This is a genomic window from Armatimonadota bacterium (assembly GCA_023511795.1).
In the GTDB taxonomy this organism is placed as follows: Bacteria; Armatimonadota; UBA5829; order DTJY01; family DTJY01; genus JAIMAU01.
In genome coordinates this window covers 154,787-169,110 of the sequence record JAIMAU010000003.1, presented here as the reverse complement: position 1 = coordinate 169,110, position 14,324 = coordinate 154,787, and the positions used below count along the sequence as shown (strand labels likewise).

The following is a 14,324-nucleotide window of genomic DNA, read 5'->3' as shown; positions in this document are numbered from 1 at the left end:
GATACCATGGACAAACAGGCAGCCGCTGCCAGAATTGAAGAGCTTAGACGGCAAATTAACTATCACAACTATCGGTATTATGTTCTTGACCAGCCGTTAATTTCTGACGCAGAATATGACCGGTTGATGCAAGAGCTAATCTCTCTTGAGGAAGCATTCCCAGACCTTGTCACGCCTGATTCTCCAACTCAGCGAATTGGTGCTCCTCCAGCAACCGAGTTTGAGTCATACACACATCGCCAACCTATGCTAAGCCTTAGCAATGCGTTCGGCGAAGAAGAGCTCTTAGCCTTCGACCAGCGAATCAAGCGAATGCTTGGCATGAACCCTGGCGATGACATTGAATACGTGGCGGAGCTAAAAATTGACGGATTGGCTGTGTCGCTCACTTACGAGAATGGGTATTTCGTTCGCGGGGCAACCCGTGGAGATGGCTACACTGGCGAGGATGTTACAGCCAATTTAAAAACGATAAGATCAATCCCATTGGTTTTAATTCAACCACAAGGGTCCACAGAATGGCCATCTGCCGTTGCTGCCACTCAAAGTCGAGGGGATACACTGCCGTTATTCAACTCGGAATCTATAGGTGACCTAGGTTGTTATCCGATTCCCGAAATTGTCGAAGTTCGGGGCGAGGTGTTCATGCTCCACGAAGAATTTCGTCGAATAAATCGTGAGCGAGAAGAAAAAGGCGAACCTACCTTTGCAAACCCTCGGAATGCTGCAGCGGGGTCGGTCAGGCAGCTTGACTCTTCTGTCACTGCAAGCCGGAAGCTTGATATCTTCATTTATGGCATCGGCTTCGTGCAGGGCGTAGAATTCCGAACGCATTATGAGATTCTCCAGGCACTCAAGTCGTGGGGCTTCAAAGTCAATCCAAATACACGCCTTTGTCCAAATATTAATTGTGTTAAAGAGTTCGTGGCTGAATGGACTGAAAAGCGCGGAACCCTAGGTTATGACATAGACGGCGTTGTAGTTAAGGTGAACTCGCTTGACCTGCAGAATCGCCTCGGTTACGTGGCAAGAAGCCCACGATGGGCTGTAGCGTACAAATTTCCTGCGATGCAGGAGACAACCAAGATCCTGGACATCGTTGTGCAGGTTGGCCGTACTGGTGCATTAACTCCAGTTGCAATCATGGAACCTGTTGAGGTTGGAGGGGTAACGGTTAGCCGAGCGACCCTTCATAATGAAGACGAAATCCGACGAAAGGACATTCGAATTGGCGATACTGTAGTGGTTCAGCGTGCAGGCGATGTTATTCCCGAAGTTGTGCAAGTCATAAAAGAGAAGCGAACCGGCGATGAACGAGAGTTTGTGATGCCCAACAAGTGTCCAGAGTGTGGAGGTGAGGTTGAGAGGCCGGAGGGTGAGGCAGTTGCTCGGTGTGTCAACCTAGCGTGCCCGGCGCAAGTAAAAGAGAGGATCGTCCACTTTGCTTCTCGAGGTGCGATGAACATCGAAGGAGTTGGGCCAGCACAGGTTGACCAACTCGTTGATAAAGGGCTCGTACACGATCCTGCTGACCTATACTTGCTTAAAATGGATGATCTCTTGCTTCTTGAACGAATGGGCAAGAAGCTAGCATCAAATATCCTGGAAGCCATCGAAAAGAGCAAAAACACAACACTTCCTAGGCTGATTTACGGCCTTGGAATTAGGCATGTTGGAGAACATGTGGCTCAGGTGCTTGCGGACCATTTTGGTTCGCTAGAGGCGTTAGAAAACGCCAGCTATGAGGAGCTGTGCGGTATTCCTGAAATTGGGCCAGTTATTGCTAAAAGTATTGCGACTTTCTTTGCCCAACCAGAGAACCGTGCGGTACTCGAAAAACTCCGCAAGGCTGGAGTAATTCCCAAGATAGCATCGCGGACAGGGGCCGCCCTTGCAGGCAAGACATTTGTGTTCACCGGTGGACTAAAAACAATGACCCGAGAAGAGGCAGAGGAGAAAGTTAGGCTTCTCGGAGGCAGGGCGGCATCAAGCGTTAGCAGGAATACCGATTTTGTTGTTGCAGGGGCGGGCGCCGGCTCAAAGCTTGAAAAGGCCAAGGAGCTGGGAATTACAATATTGACTGAAGATGAATTCATTCGGATGATCTCATGAGCCAAAATCAAGTCGGCGGAGTGCAGTGTTCAAAGCAAGGATCATGGTTAGGGCCGTGGCTACCGGTGTTGATTTACATGGGTGCTATCTTTTTCCTTTCATCACAACCGACGCTTCCCTCACCGCCGGGAGTTTTTGGAAAAGATAAATTCGAGCATATATTGGCTTATTTTGGACTTGGAATATTGGTGTTTCGAGGCTCGTTGTTGTGGCCGCTCTTGAGTTGGCCTGGTATATACACTCAAACATTTGGAATAATAGCACTTTATGGGATAACTGATGAGTTTCATCAGCGATTTGTCCCAGGACGTAGATGCGAGCTCTATGATTGGATTGCCGATATTTTCGGTGCTGCTTTGGCAGTGATACTGATTGCATTTATACGGTCCTATCGGAGAAACGGAGGGAAAAGAATTGAGCGAGGAAGATAAGGAATATGAGGTTGTTGATAAGCGCAAAATTAAGATTAATGAGGACGGGGATGTGGAAGTAGTCGAGGGCGCAAATCGCCAAACTAATGAGTCCCCACAACCAAACGAGGAAGGAACTTCAGCAAAAACCGAAGAAGCGGCTGGAGAAGAAGAGTACCAAATGCAGCCGGCAGATGTGTACTCACTTCTTAAGTCTTTCATCGGTATACTAGGAGCACATGCCTGGCAGTGGCTTGGATTGGTAAAGAATCCTTTAACTGGAAAGATTGAAAAAGATCTTGGCCAGGCAAAAGTTGCAATTGATGCGCTTGCGCTTTTGATTGGGCACATTGAGAGCAATCTCCAGCCGGAAGAGATAAATGAATTGAAAGGAATGCTTAGCGATTTGCGGATGAATTTTGTCCGCCAGAGTGGAATGGGTTAACCGATGAAGCGTTTGTGGGCACCATGGAGAATGAAGTATATTCAACAGGGCGAGATGGAGGGCTGTATATTTTGTGATAAGCCAAAAGAGAATAGAGATAAAGAAAACCTGATTCTCTGGCGTGGAAAAACAGCGTTCATAATGCTGAACAGCTTTCCCTATAACCCTGGCCATTTAATGATTGCGCCGTTTAAACATACGGCAGATATGTATGACCTAGGCGATGACGAGCTTCTCGAGATTAGTAAACTTTTAAGGTATTCAATGCGGCTTTTGACCGCTGAGATGAACCCCGACGGTTTCAACTTGGGCGTTAATCTTGGTCGGCCAGCTGGTGCGGGAATCGAAGACCATTTACACTGGCATGTTGTTCCGCGTTGGAATGGCGATACAAACTTTATGCCTGTAGTCGGAGAGACGAAGGTTTTACCCGAGAGTCTCGAGGCAACCTATGAGAAGCTAAAGAAGAAGATGGAAAACTTGGGGGCGCCATAGCATGTCTGAAGTAGTCGAACGCATGGAAAGGCTGAAGGCGGAAGCTCTTGAATGTCGGCGGTGTGAGCTTTGTGAGACTCGGACGAACGTTGTTTTTGGCGAAGGGAATCCCGAGACACCGTTGGTAATAATTGGAGAAGGTCCAGGGGCAACAGAGGACGCTACAGGGCGACCATTCGTCGGCAGGGCTGGTCAGCTTCTTGATCAGGCACTTAGGGAGAATGGCATCACCCGAAAGCATGTGTATATCTGCAATGTTCTCAAATGCAGGGCAATCACAGTCGAAGACGGTTCTGTGCGAAATCGGCCGCCTAATGCTAATGAGATTGCAATGTGTCTTCCCTGGCTCCAAAAGCAAATTGAGATTATTCAGCCGCTGGTTATATTATGTCTGGGCGCGCCTGCAGCAAACACAATCATTCACAAGGGTTTTCAAATGACAAAGGAGCGGGGCCAATGGTTTCCCACTCCATATGCAAGATATGCTACGGCAGCGCTACACCCGGCTTACATTTTGCGCCAACATGGCGAGGCTTTCGAAAGCGCTCGCGCTTCTCTGGTGGCTGACATTGCGGCTGCTCGCCTAAAGGTTATTGAGGCGAAAAAGGAGCCTAAACTCAGCTTGTTCTGAAAGGACCGTTTCTTTTGAGTAGCCGTGCTTCGTATCTAGCAATCAAGAGCCCTTCTATGTTGACCCAGAAATTACCGTTCTGGGTTGAGCCGGCGCAGGTTTTCGAGCATATTGCCTGCCTGTCTGGCTCGATGCTTCTTGAAAGCCAGCCAGGCGCACTTTATGGAAGATTATCGATTATTTGCACCAATCCCTTTGGGACCCTCCGCACAATTGGCCGCAGCAGTTTTCTAAATATGCCCGGTGAAAGATTGGAAACAAATTTATCTCCATTTGAAATACTTCGGGATTTGCTTTTTCGTTTTCAAACCGAGCCCAATCTACTTGCGGGTGCCATTGTTGGATACTTTGGATATGAAATGGGCGGTTTAATTGAGAATCTACCGGAGCCTCAACCTGATGATATTGGCATGCCAGACTGCTTTCTGGGCTTCTATAATCACTTGGCAATCTTTGACCATACAGAGAAGGCAATATTTCTGAATGGATGCTCCCTAGATGGGGCACCAGATCCATTGCCTGGAATCATGGCACTAGAAAAATTGATTATTGACGCGCAAGGCAAAGCCAATCAACATCATTTGCCTAGAGCAGACGGGCGTATAATTGCGCCTTGCTCAAGCTTTACAATGGATGAATACTGCGCGGTTGTTAATAAGTGCAAAGAGTACATTGCGGCTGGCGATATCTACCAGGTAAACATTTCTCAAAGGTTTAAAGTGCCGCTTACAATGTCACCCTGGAGTATGTATCTTAAATTGAGAGATGTCAACCCGTCGCCCTATGCTGCCTATTTGAACTGCGGCGGTTTCCAAGTTGTATGTTCCTCACCCGAATGTTTCCTTAACTACTGCCCCGGCACGCGAATTGTGATTACAAAACCAATTAAAGGCACTCGGCCACGTGGAAGAACCCCAAGCGAGGATGAGAGGTTTGCGAGAGAGCTTGCCGCAAGTGAGAAAGACATGGCAGAGAATATCATGATTGTGGACCTTGAAAGGAACGACCTTGGGAGGGTATGTGAGTTTGGTTCGGTAGATGTGCCGCTTCTCGCGCAGGTGGAAAGCCATTCGACAGTGCATCACCTTGTAACGACTGTTAGGGGTCGCTTGCGGCAAGGGCTAGGAGCAGTGGATTTGCTGACGGCTTGTTTCCCTAGCGGTTCTATTACCGGTGCACCAAAAATACGCTCGATGGAGATTATCAACGAACTCGAGCCGGTTCGCCGCGGAGTATATACTGGCTCGATAGGTTATCTTGGGTTTGACGGCTCGGTTAACTTGAACGTAGTAATTAGGACAGCAATAACAAAGGGTGATTTGTGTTATTTCCATGTTGGTGGGGGCATTGTTGCTGATTCCGAGCCAGATGCCGAGTACCAAGAGACCCTTGACAAGGGTCGAGCATTCATGGAGGTTCTAGGATGTCTGAAAAGCTCATCAAAGAATGGGGCAAAGTTTGCATAAATGGAAAGCTTGTCGCGGCAGAAGAAGCGACAGTTTCGGCTATTGATAGGGGCTTTTTGTATGGAGATGGAATATTTGAAACGATGCGAGTCTATAAGGGAGTACCATTTATGCTCAATGCGCACCTTGCACGCATGGCGGAAGGTTGCTCAGTGATTTCGATGCCCACTCCAAATATGGAACAAGTCAAGCTTTGGGTTGAGGAGACCCTCTCAGCAAATTGTCTAAGCGATGCTTATTTGAGAATTACGGCAACTAGAGGAGCAACCGGTTTGCTTTGGTATGACCTTGATACTTCCAGTCTGACTGTGGTGATTATGGCTAAGCCAATGGTGCAAGAAAGATTCAGTGAGGGGTTACGCTTGATGGTGTCAAGCTTCCGAAGTGATGAGCTTAGCCCTCTTAGTCGTATAAAGCATACTGGAATCCTCTGGAAGATTATGGCTCGGGCGGAGGCTAGGCGTGCTGGAGTGGATGACGCTCTCTTGCTCAACACCAAAGGGCATGTCTCTGAAGCCACTGCCGCAAACATATTTTGGGTATGCGATGGAAAGCTCTTTACGCCAGCGCTGGATTGCGGAATACTTGCAGGAATTACCCGTGCAATTGTTATTGAGATAGCAAATGCCGTCGGAATTGAGACGCAGGAAGGTTATTTCACACTAGACGACATTTTCAAAGCTGAGGAGGTCTTTCTAACCAGCTCGACCAGAGAGCTTGTGCCGGTACGCTCGCTTGGCAATAAACAGTTTGGAGACATGGGTTATGGCCGGATGACCAAGCTGTTGTTGAGCCTGTACCAAGAACGTCTTCCTTCATGAACTTTTTCTTTTTAGCAAGAAATGATTTTGTTTGCTATTAAAAAGTTAGTACCTTTTTAATAATAATGTTGCCTTCGAATATTGACACAACATAGCGCTCGGTGCAAAATGTATTGGGAGGTAAGAAGCATGGCGGAAAACAAACTCCTTGGTGAGATAATGATAGATATGGGTTTTGCATCGCGGGAAGTAATCATGGAATGTCTTAAAATGCAAACAGAGATTCATCAAAAAGGGCTTGACCCTGTTCCCATCGGGCGGCTGCTCATAAAAACTGGCCACATTACAATGGAACAGCTAGAGAAAGCCTTGGCTAAGCAGGCAAAATCTCGACTGCCAAGTTAGGTTTTGCTTTTATAGATAGATGAAATTGCTCCTAATTGTAAACCAACATCGCTTGTCCAGCAGGAGTTTACTTTTCGCGCAGCCTCTTTAACACCCCGAGATCATGGATATCTGTCTCGATAGACTTCGCGGGAACTTCAATTACGCCGGCAAGGTTTGCAAGTGGCTGGTAATGCAGTAAAGCATGGAAGCCCTGCTCGCCAATTTTCCCCACTCCTATATTTGCGTGCCGGTCAACACGCGAGCCAAGCTCAACTTTGGTGTCGTTTAGGTGTAAGAGCTTGAGATGTTTCATTCCGACAATCGAGTCAAATGCCTCGAATGTTCGTTCAATCTCATCTTTATTTGACACATCGTATCCCGCTCCCCAAAGATGAGCGGTGTCGAGGCATATCCCCAGCTTGACTGCGCAATCGCTTAGTTGGTCAAGAATTGCCCGCAGGTTCTCGAATTTCGAACCGATTGAATCGCCAGAGCCGGCGGAATTTTCAAGAAGGAGCGCCGTCTTTCCAGTTGATTGATTCAGTGCTTTTGAAATGGCACTGGCCACGCGTTTGATTCCCTGCTCAATTCCTGAGCCCTTGTGACTCCCTATATGAGTTACGACGAAATTGGCACCAATTGCTTCAGCACGGCGCACATGGTCTGCTAGTACGTGAGCTGATGCCAAATAAATACGCCAATCAGGCGATGCGAGATTAAGCAAGTATGGTGTGTGGACAGCTACCGGGTGGAGGCCGAAATCGGTTGTGAGCTTTCTAAAGAGTGCACCGTTGGCAGGTTCGATTGGTGGCGAATTCCAAGCGTTTGGATTGGCGGCGAAAACCTGGATTGTCTCACATCCGATCTCCGCAGCTGTCCTTGCCGCTGCTTCCAAACCCTCGCTTATTCGCATGTGTACGCCAAGTCGCATTGGGCGTGCGCAGCGTTACTCCTCTTCCTCATCAAACTCATCAAGTTCTGTGGGGCAATAGCTGAATGAGCTGATTTCTTCTCCGCGGAATATTGTGACTAGCATTTCCTCGCGTTCAAAGCTGGGAAGATAGGACGATACTATTTGATCGTCAATTTCAGCAAGCAACTGCTCTTCTTGTTGTAGTGAGACATCTACTTCAAAGAACAGTGTGAGGTATATGGTATAGTGGGCGTAGTGGAGATGGACTTGTCCGATTCGTCGTTCTCCTTGCCAAATTATATAGATTTCTGAAGATACTGTGCGTACTATTCTCGAAAGCTTGTAATCTTCTGCCACTCTCGTTTCTCCTTGCCCGTGATTTTTAACCATGTTTCAAAAATATTATACGCCAATAAAAGCCATTCCGCAAGACAAATGCGCTAAGTTAGTCATTTGCTATCGGTTGTTTGCCAATTGCATTTCCGAGCATTCTACGTTTCGATTTGCTGAGTAGAGGGTACAGCAAATTATGATTATTTTCGCGGGTTTGGAGATAATCATTGGTGGTGGGGTTCAATGATATGGCTGATTGTTTTCGTAGGCGTCATTGCCTTATGTAATCTTTTGCTGCTAGGCACAGTTGCTTATCTTGCATTAATGGTTAGAGGACTTATTAATAAGTCAGTTCAACCAGCAATGGCTGAAGTAACGTCGACAATAAAGTCGGTCAATGGCTTTGTTGAGAAAGTAGAAAACAGAGCAGAACATGTAATGGAAATTAGCGAGGAGACTGCTAAGAAAGTATCGAGCAAAATTGTAGCGACGACTGATATTATCAAACACGCGGTTTCGTCACCGCTTATTGGCATTCTAAGCATAATAGCGGGTGTCTCGCGTGCGATTAGCGAGTATAAGCGGACATCAGTGCAAAAATAGAAGGAGGGGTATGCAATGGCACGCAAGGGAAATTTTTGGCTCGGCATCCTTATTGGTGCAGCCGCAGGAGCTATGACCGCTTTGCTTTACGCTCCCAAGAAGGGTGAAGAGCTTCGAAGCGATATTGGCGAGAAAGCCCGTGAGGCTGGAAGAAAAGCGGGTGAAGCATGGGGTGAGATGAAAGCGAAGGCTTCCACCTTTGCATCAACTGCAAAGGGACAAATTTCCCAAGCGGCAGTTAAGAGCCGTGAAATGGTTGCAGCAACTAAATCAAAAGTCAAGGAAGCCGTGGAGGCTGGACGTCAAGCCGCTGAAGAAAAGCGGAAAGAGCTCGAAGCTCAAATGGAGGAGAAAGAACGCGAGTCCCCTTGTGAGTAAGAATAGTAATAATTTGGAAATACCCGTAAAACGAAAGAACAGGGGAAATAAATACAAAAAACTGCTAAATTGGCTGGAATGGCTCATTTATCACGGTTGCATTTCCCCTGTTCTTGCTTTTTTCTTGTTAATATCTTGATTTGACTCCTACCAGCTGAAGTACTGCGCCGAGCAGCATAAGTAGCATTGATATTAGGAAAACAAACCTGATATCGATATGGCTTGTTCTAAAGAATGCAACTAGCGCTGCTCCTATAAATGGTGCTATCGTTCCTCTGATGCCTAATAAGAATGAGTGCAATGCCTGGTAGTGTGATTCTCTGCCTTCTTTTGCAAAGTAGAGAATACTATTAAAGTAGCTGAGCTCTATTCCAGCCATGGTGATTCCATTGATTATCGCAGCTGGAATCAACATCCAAACATTGTTTGCCAAGAAGTAAGCAAAGGGCACTAGGCTTACCATCAAGACATTTACCATCACTGCTTTTAATGGGCTCTGCATATCCACATATTTTCCCCAATATAGATAAGAGAACATCCAAATAACTGTTGTAATGTTTGATAACATGGCGACTTGTGCTGCTGTAATGTGCAGTTGGTCTACCTGAAATACAGGATAGAGTGGCGCCACAATCAAATTTCCAAATCCGAACGTGAATACCGAGAGCGCAAACCAAGCATAGTTGCGGTCTTCTTTGAAGATGGCAAGCGTGCTCTGCAAAAACTGAACTGTTGATGGTTTGTAATTGTTTGATTTTGGGTCAATGGGAGCTGTTCTTATGGTTCCGAAAACCAAGGACGATGTGATGCCGAAAAGAGCACCAATTGGGAATATGTAGTTAAAATCGAGAATATGCCTTTTAAGCAGTTGGCCAACCGCTAAGGTGGAAAAGAAGCTTGTTGCCGCAAGTCCAACCCTGATATAGCCCATTATTCGGCCTCGATGTTCATCAGGGTAAATCTCTTTGAGTACTGCGGCATAGGCTGGTCCGGAAACTGTGGCTACGAGCTGTGCGGCTGATGCAATTAGCGCGAAACGAAGAGGGGTCATCGTGAAAAGAGTAAGTAGAAATAGTGCTCGCGCGATTACACCTGACCAAACTACATAAGGCATTTTAGCCTTGCCTTCCATTGCGTTTGCGTAAAACAATGCAAACATGCTTCCCACATAGGGAGCTGATGTTATCAAAGCAATTAGCGAAGTACTGGAGTGAAGCTCGTCTCTTGCAATGAACCCAATAAATGGAAAAATTGCACCGTTGTATACGCCAACTAGCAATCCGGACAATGCGTCGCGGCGATATGCATTCCTTACCTCTTTTGGTACGGCTTTTTCGAAGAACACTTTTGTTTTCTGCCAGCTGTTGTAGTTGTCTCGTCGGCGGCCGGCACCTCCATTGTTTCCTTTAGTTCAATGGAATTGTCTCTCCTCCACTGCCTGTAAACCTGCAGGTTTACAGGCAAATGTAACTCAAATTGATTTGGTTTTGCAATCTAATATTCTAAATAAAGTTTTCAAGGGAAATTTTGCTAAAATAAACTTTAGCTGGTACCAAATTTGACCTAAGTGTATGGCTTTATGAATGTTATTTCTGCTAGCAGAAGAACAGATATCCCTGCTTTTTATTCAGAATGGTTCATAAGCCGGATTCGAAAGGGTTACGTTCGATGGATGAATCCGTTTTCAAATGTAGTATATGATGTATCGCTACTTCCAAAAGATGTATTGGCGATTGTCTTCTGGTCGAAGAATTACCTGCCTCTTTTGCCCTATCTCGACGAACTTGATGCTGGTGGTTATCAAATGGTTTTTCATTTTACAATTACAGGATTGCCAAAGGTGTTCGAACCAAGGGTGCCAGACACGGCAGATATGGTAAAATGCGCCCGAATACTTTCAGGGCGATATGGTGCTGAGAGCGTTCTGTGGCGTTATGACCCCATCCTAATATCGACTGCGACAGATAGCGAATACCATTTTAGGCGGTTTCGTGAACTTTGTGCTCAATTAGAAGGAGTAGTGAAGCGCTGTTATTTCAGCTTTGTTTACTATTATGAAAAAGTCTTACGAAATACTAAGATTCATGCTATCAAAACTGGAATCGAATGCATAGATTTGCCCCAACCCGAGCGAATTACGCTAGCCAATATCCTTGCGGACATCGCGGCCAATCATGGAATCGAGATGTATTCTTGTTGTGGAGATTATCTTGTTGGGAGCAAAATAAAGAAGGCGCACTGTGTTGATGGAGAGCTCCTAAAGCAATTGTTTCCTGATAGAGTGACTAATTTAGTCGAACATCCCACGAGGAAAGAATGTGGGTGCTATGAGAGTAAGGATATTGGAACATATGATACCTGCCCCCATGGTTGCGTATACTGCTACGCAAACTCAAATAAACGTGCTACGATTCGTAGTTATGAAGCTCATGACCCAGGAGCTGATATCTTAGGTCTCAAATGTTGATCTCGAGTTGGATTGGCTCCCTAAAAATTAAATGCCCTGGTGGGAAATCAGGGCTTAAAGCTTAGTCCTTCTACTGCGAAGTGCCAATATTCAAGTTCTTATTTTGGTGGGCCCACTCGGATTCGAACCAAGGACCAACCGGTTATGAGCCGGCCGCTCTACCGCTGAGCTATGGGCCCGCGCGCTCCTATCTTGCAGCAAGCATCAAAATTATATCAACATTTTGTGTTGCAGTCAAGAATTTGCATAATGGACGGAAGGGCTAGTTCTGCGATTTTTCCTTCAATGCACGGTTGAGTACAACTGCAGTGTGTTCGACCTGGCGCAGAATTCTGGCAATTGAAAACATTTCTCGCAGTTGGAGAATGCACACAGGGCAACCGGTCGCAACTAGGTCCGCCTCGGTCTTCAAAACATTATCTACCTTTCTTGCGCCTATCTTTCGTGACATGTCTGGATGGTAGATGCTGTATGCACCACCGCCTCCACAGCATGTGTCTGCGCTTGCGAGCTCGACATACCTTGTGTCAGCCAACGATGAGAGCAGTTTTCTGGGTTGATTTTGTACCCCCATACCTCTGACGAGGTGGCATGGGTCATGATACGTGATAGTCTTTGCCTTTGGTATATGTGCACTAAGAGAAACTGCCAAACAATCGGTGAGAAATTCAGTAATATCATAGACTTTTGACGTTAGCTCACTTGGGACTTCAATTCCTAGGAGATCGTGCCATTCATGCTTTATCGTTGTGCCGCAGGACCCACAAGCGGTGATAATTGCGTCAACATCCAAGTTGCTCAAGACTTTAAGGTTTTGTCTTGCTAGATGTGTTGCACCTTCAAAATCACCTGAGGTGAATACTGGTGTCCCACAGCACATTTGCTTGCGTGGGATGACGACTTCGACTCCAAAGTAAGTTAATAGATTGACGACTGCTTCTCCAATCTCCGGGTAAATCAGGTTTGCCCCACACCCCACAAAGTATGCTACGCGGTACTTTCTATTTGTTGTTGGTATGACCTCCGGCATGCGGTCGCGAAAGGTTTTGAGCTGAAAGTAAGGAATTGCTTTGTCAAATGGAAGGCCAAGGATGGGTAGGATTAGCCTGGCTGGACTGTATCTGCTTTGTAGGATGATTGCTCGCTGAAGGAAACCGAGAAGTTTGGCACTTGCGGGGAACATCCTTCTAGCAGTCATTGCACGACGGAATATCAGGCGCTTTATTAGGGGGATGCCGCATTCAATCGCAAGATGATGTCGTGCATTGAGTACCGCCTGATTGGGGCTGACGCCGCTTGGGCACTCTGCTGTGCATGCACGACAGCTTATGCATAATTCGATGAGTTTGCGATATCTTTGACTAAGCGAGACATCGCCGGCATATACTCCCCGAATCAGGCGAACGCGTCCTCTAGGTGAAGCAGCTTCTTCGCCAATTTCCTTATAAACGGGGCATGCTGCTTTGCAATAACCACACTTTATGCAATTAAAAGTCAGGCGGTCGAGTTCATTTAACATAAGCTCATGTCGTTTGGTCAGTAAATATCTTTCCGGGGTTCAGAATCCCTTTTGGGTCTAGGGCAGATTTAATGGTGCGCATCATACCTAAAGCACCTGGGCCGACTTCGCAAGCTAGGTATCTTGATTTAGCAAATCCGATTCCGTGCTCGCCAGAGACAGTTCCGCCAAGCTGCAGAGCCGCATTGAATATCTCGTCGATGGCTTTCTCGACACGCGCCATTTCCTCTTTATCTCGCTGGTCAGTCAGGATTGTTGGATGAAGGTTGCCATCTCCTGCATGTCCAAATGTTCCAATCGTAAGAGAATATTTGTTTGCAATACGATTAATTTCGCTAACCATGTCGGCGAGTTGATTTCGCGGCACAGTGGCATCTTCAAGAATAGCGGTAGGGCGAACTCGAGCCAATGCGGCAAGGGCCGAACGCCTTGCTTCCCAAACCTTGTCCCGCTCCTCATGGGTTGAGGCTATTTGAACTTCTGAAGCGTTATGCGATGTCATTATGCGGGCTGCCTTGTCTGCTTCCTCGACAACTTGGGCAGATGCGCCGTCAACTTCCAGCAAAAGCATAGCGCCTGCGTCAATCGGAAGTCCAATTTTCTTGAACTCCTCTACAGTGCGAATGGTCACATTGTCCATTATCTCCAGCGTGGCAGGCATAATGCCTGCGCTAATAATAGCTGATACCGTTTCTGCTGCTTGTGTTAGCTGTGGGAAAAGACCAACCATGGAACGGCGTGCCTTTGGTAAAGGAAGGAGCTTGAAGGTAAGTTTTGTGAACACCGCCAGTGTACCTTCAGAGCCACATAAGAGATGCACTAAATCATAACCAGCTACTGATTTCATGGTGACTGCTCCAGCTTTGAAAAACTCACCTGTTGGGGTTGCCCCTTCAATCGCCTTAATATAGTCTGCTGTTACTCCATATTTAATTGCTCGAAGACCACCCGCATTCTCAGCTACGTTGCCACCCAAAGTCGAAACCTTGATGCTTCCTGGGTCAGGTGGGTACATGAGACCAACTGCCTCGACTGCGGATGCGAGGTCGGCGGTGATAACGCCAGGCTCAACCGTCGCGAGCAGATTTGATTGGTCAATCTCAATAATTCGGTTCATGCGTCCTAGATCAAGTACAAGCCCCCCAGCAGCAGGAACAGAGCCGCCGCTTAACCCAGTGCCAGCACCACGGGGTGTAACATGCAAACCTTCCTCGTTTGCCAAGCGAAGGATTGCACAGACTTCCTCGGCACTGCCAGCTCTTACGATAGCTTCTGGGCAATACTCAACGTGTTGAGCATCATAGCCATAGCAAACCAAGTCCTCTGGAGCAGTAAGCACATACTTAGATCCTGATATCTCTTGTAATTTATGTAATATGGATTTGCGCATTTTTAGCACCCTAG

Annotated in this window: 16 protein-coding genes and 1 tRNA gene; 11 read left to right on the top strand and 6 right to left on the bottom strand. The window is 46.8% G+C overall.

Annotated features, from left to right (window positions below):
- Positions 1-6: 6 nt before the first annotated feature.
- The 8 genes from ligA (at position 7) to K6T99_05020 (ending at position 6,725) form a co-directional block, all read left to right on the top strand.
- Entirely contained in the window at positions 7-2,112 is a 2,106-nt protein-coding gene (gene ligA / locus K6T99_05055) for an NAD-dependent DNA ligase LigA (GenBank protein ID MCL6519177.1), read from the top strand.
- The gene (locus K6T99_05050; GenBank protein MCL6519176.1) at positions 2,109-2,543 is read left to right on the top strand and encodes a VanZ family protein; all 435 of its coding nucleotides are present in this window, start codon (positions 2,109-2,111) and stop codon (positions 2,541-2,543) included. The genes ligA and K6T99_05050 overlap by 4 nt, the downstream gene beginning before the upstream one ends.
- The gene (locus tag K6T99_05045) at positions 2,527-2,967 is read left to right on the top strand and encodes a DUF1844 domain-containing protein (protein MCL6519175.1); all 441 of its coding nucleotides are present in this window, start codon (positions 2,527-2,529) and stop codon (positions 2,965-2,967) included. Before K6T99_05050 ends, K6T99_05045 begins: the two co-directional genes overlap by 17 nt.
- Positions 2,968-2,970: 3 nt before the next feature.
- Entirely contained in the window at positions 2,971-3,462 is a 492-nt protein-coding gene (locus K6T99_05040) for an HIT domain-containing protein (protein MCL6519174.1), read from the top strand.
- Position 3,463: 1 nt separating this feature from the next.
- Entirely contained in the window at positions 3,464-4,093 is a 630-nt protein-coding gene (locus K6T99_05035) for a uracil-DNA glycosylase (protein ID MCL6519173.1), read from the top strand.
- A gap of 56 nt (positions 4,094-4,149) precedes the next feature.
- Positions 4,150-5,559, top strand: a complete 1,410-nt coding sequence (pabB, locus tag K6T99_05030) for an aminodeoxychorismate synthase component I (GenBank protein MCL6519172.1) — start codon at positions 4,150-4,152, stop codon at positions 5,557-5,559.
- Entirely contained in the window at positions 5,517-6,380 is an 864-nt protein-coding gene (locus K6T99_05025; protein MCL6519171.1) for an aminotransferase class IV, read from the top strand. The genes pabB and K6T99_05025 overlap by 43 nt, the downstream gene beginning before the upstream one ends.
- 129 nt (positions 6,381-6,509) lie before the next feature.
- Complete coding sequence (locus tag K6T99_05020; GenBank protein MCL6519170.1) at positions 6,510-6,725, top strand: hypothetical protein; 216 nt, start codon at positions 6,510-6,512, stop codon at positions 6,723-6,725.
- Positions 6,726-6,792: 67 nt separating this feature from the next.
- Here K6T99_05020 and K6T99_05015 read toward each other — a convergent pair whose 3' ends face one another.
- Entirely contained in the window at positions 6,793-7,638 is an 846-nt protein-coding gene (locus K6T99_05015) for a deoxyribonuclease IV (GenBank protein MCL6519169.1), read from the bottom strand.
- 15 nt (positions 7,639-7,653) lie between these two features.
- Positions 7,654-7,977 (bottom strand): hypothetical protein, encoded by a 324-nt coding sequence (locus K6T99_05010; GenBank protein MCL6519168.1) that lies wholly within the window; start codon positions 7,975-7,977, stop codon positions 7,654-7,656.
- Positions 7,978-8,196: 219 nt separating this feature from the next.
- On the opposite strand from K6T99_05010, the gene K6T99_05005 reads away from it, so the two are divergent.
- Positions 8,197-8,556 (top strand): hypothetical protein, encoded by a 360-nt coding sequence (locus K6T99_05005; protein ID MCL6519167.1) that lies wholly within the window; start codon positions 8,197-8,199, stop codon positions 8,554-8,556.
- Positions 8,557-8,571: 15 nt separating this feature from the next.
- Positions 8,572-8,934, top strand: a complete 363-nt coding sequence (locus tag K6T99_05000) for a YtxH domain-containing protein (protein ID MCL6519166.1) — start codon at positions 8,572-8,574, stop codon at positions 8,932-8,934.
- 127 nt (positions 8,935-9,061) lie between these two features.
- On the opposite strand, the gene K6T99_04995 is transcribed toward K6T99_05000, so the two are convergent.
- Entirely contained in the window at positions 9,062-10,279 is a 1,218-nt protein-coding gene (locus K6T99_04995; protein MCL6519165.1) for an MFS transporter, read from the bottom strand.
- Between the two features lie 234 nt (positions 10,280-10,513).
- Here K6T99_04995 and K6T99_04990 point away from each other — a divergent pair, with 234 nt between their 5' ends.
- A complete protein-coding gene (locus tag K6T99_04990) occupies positions 10,514-11,401 on the top strand; it encodes a DUF1848 domain-containing protein (protein MCL6519164.1) in 888 nt (295 codons plus the stop codon).
- A gap of 104 nt (positions 11,402-11,505) precedes the next feature.
- Here the strand turns inward: K6T99_04990 and K6T99_04985 are convergent.
- From K6T99_04985 to K6T99_04975, 3 genes are all read right to left on the bottom strand, one after another.
- Positions 11,506-11,580: transfer RNA gene (locus K6T99_04985), tRNA-Ile, on the bottom strand.
- A gap of 83 nt (positions 11,581-11,663) precedes the next feature.
- Complete coding sequence (locus tag K6T99_04980) at positions 11,664-12,920, bottom strand: (Fe-S)-binding protein (protein MCL6519163.1); 1,257 nt, start codon at positions 12,918-12,920, stop codon at positions 11,664-11,666.
- 4 nt (positions 12,921-12,924) lie between these two features.
- The gene (locus tag K6T99_04975; protein MCL6519162.1) at positions 12,925-14,310 is read right to left on the bottom strand and encodes an FAD-binding protein; all 1,386 of its coding nucleotides are present in this window, start codon (positions 14,308-14,310) and stop codon (positions 12,925-12,927) included.
- Between the last annotated feature and the right edge of the window lie 14 nt (positions 14,311-14,324).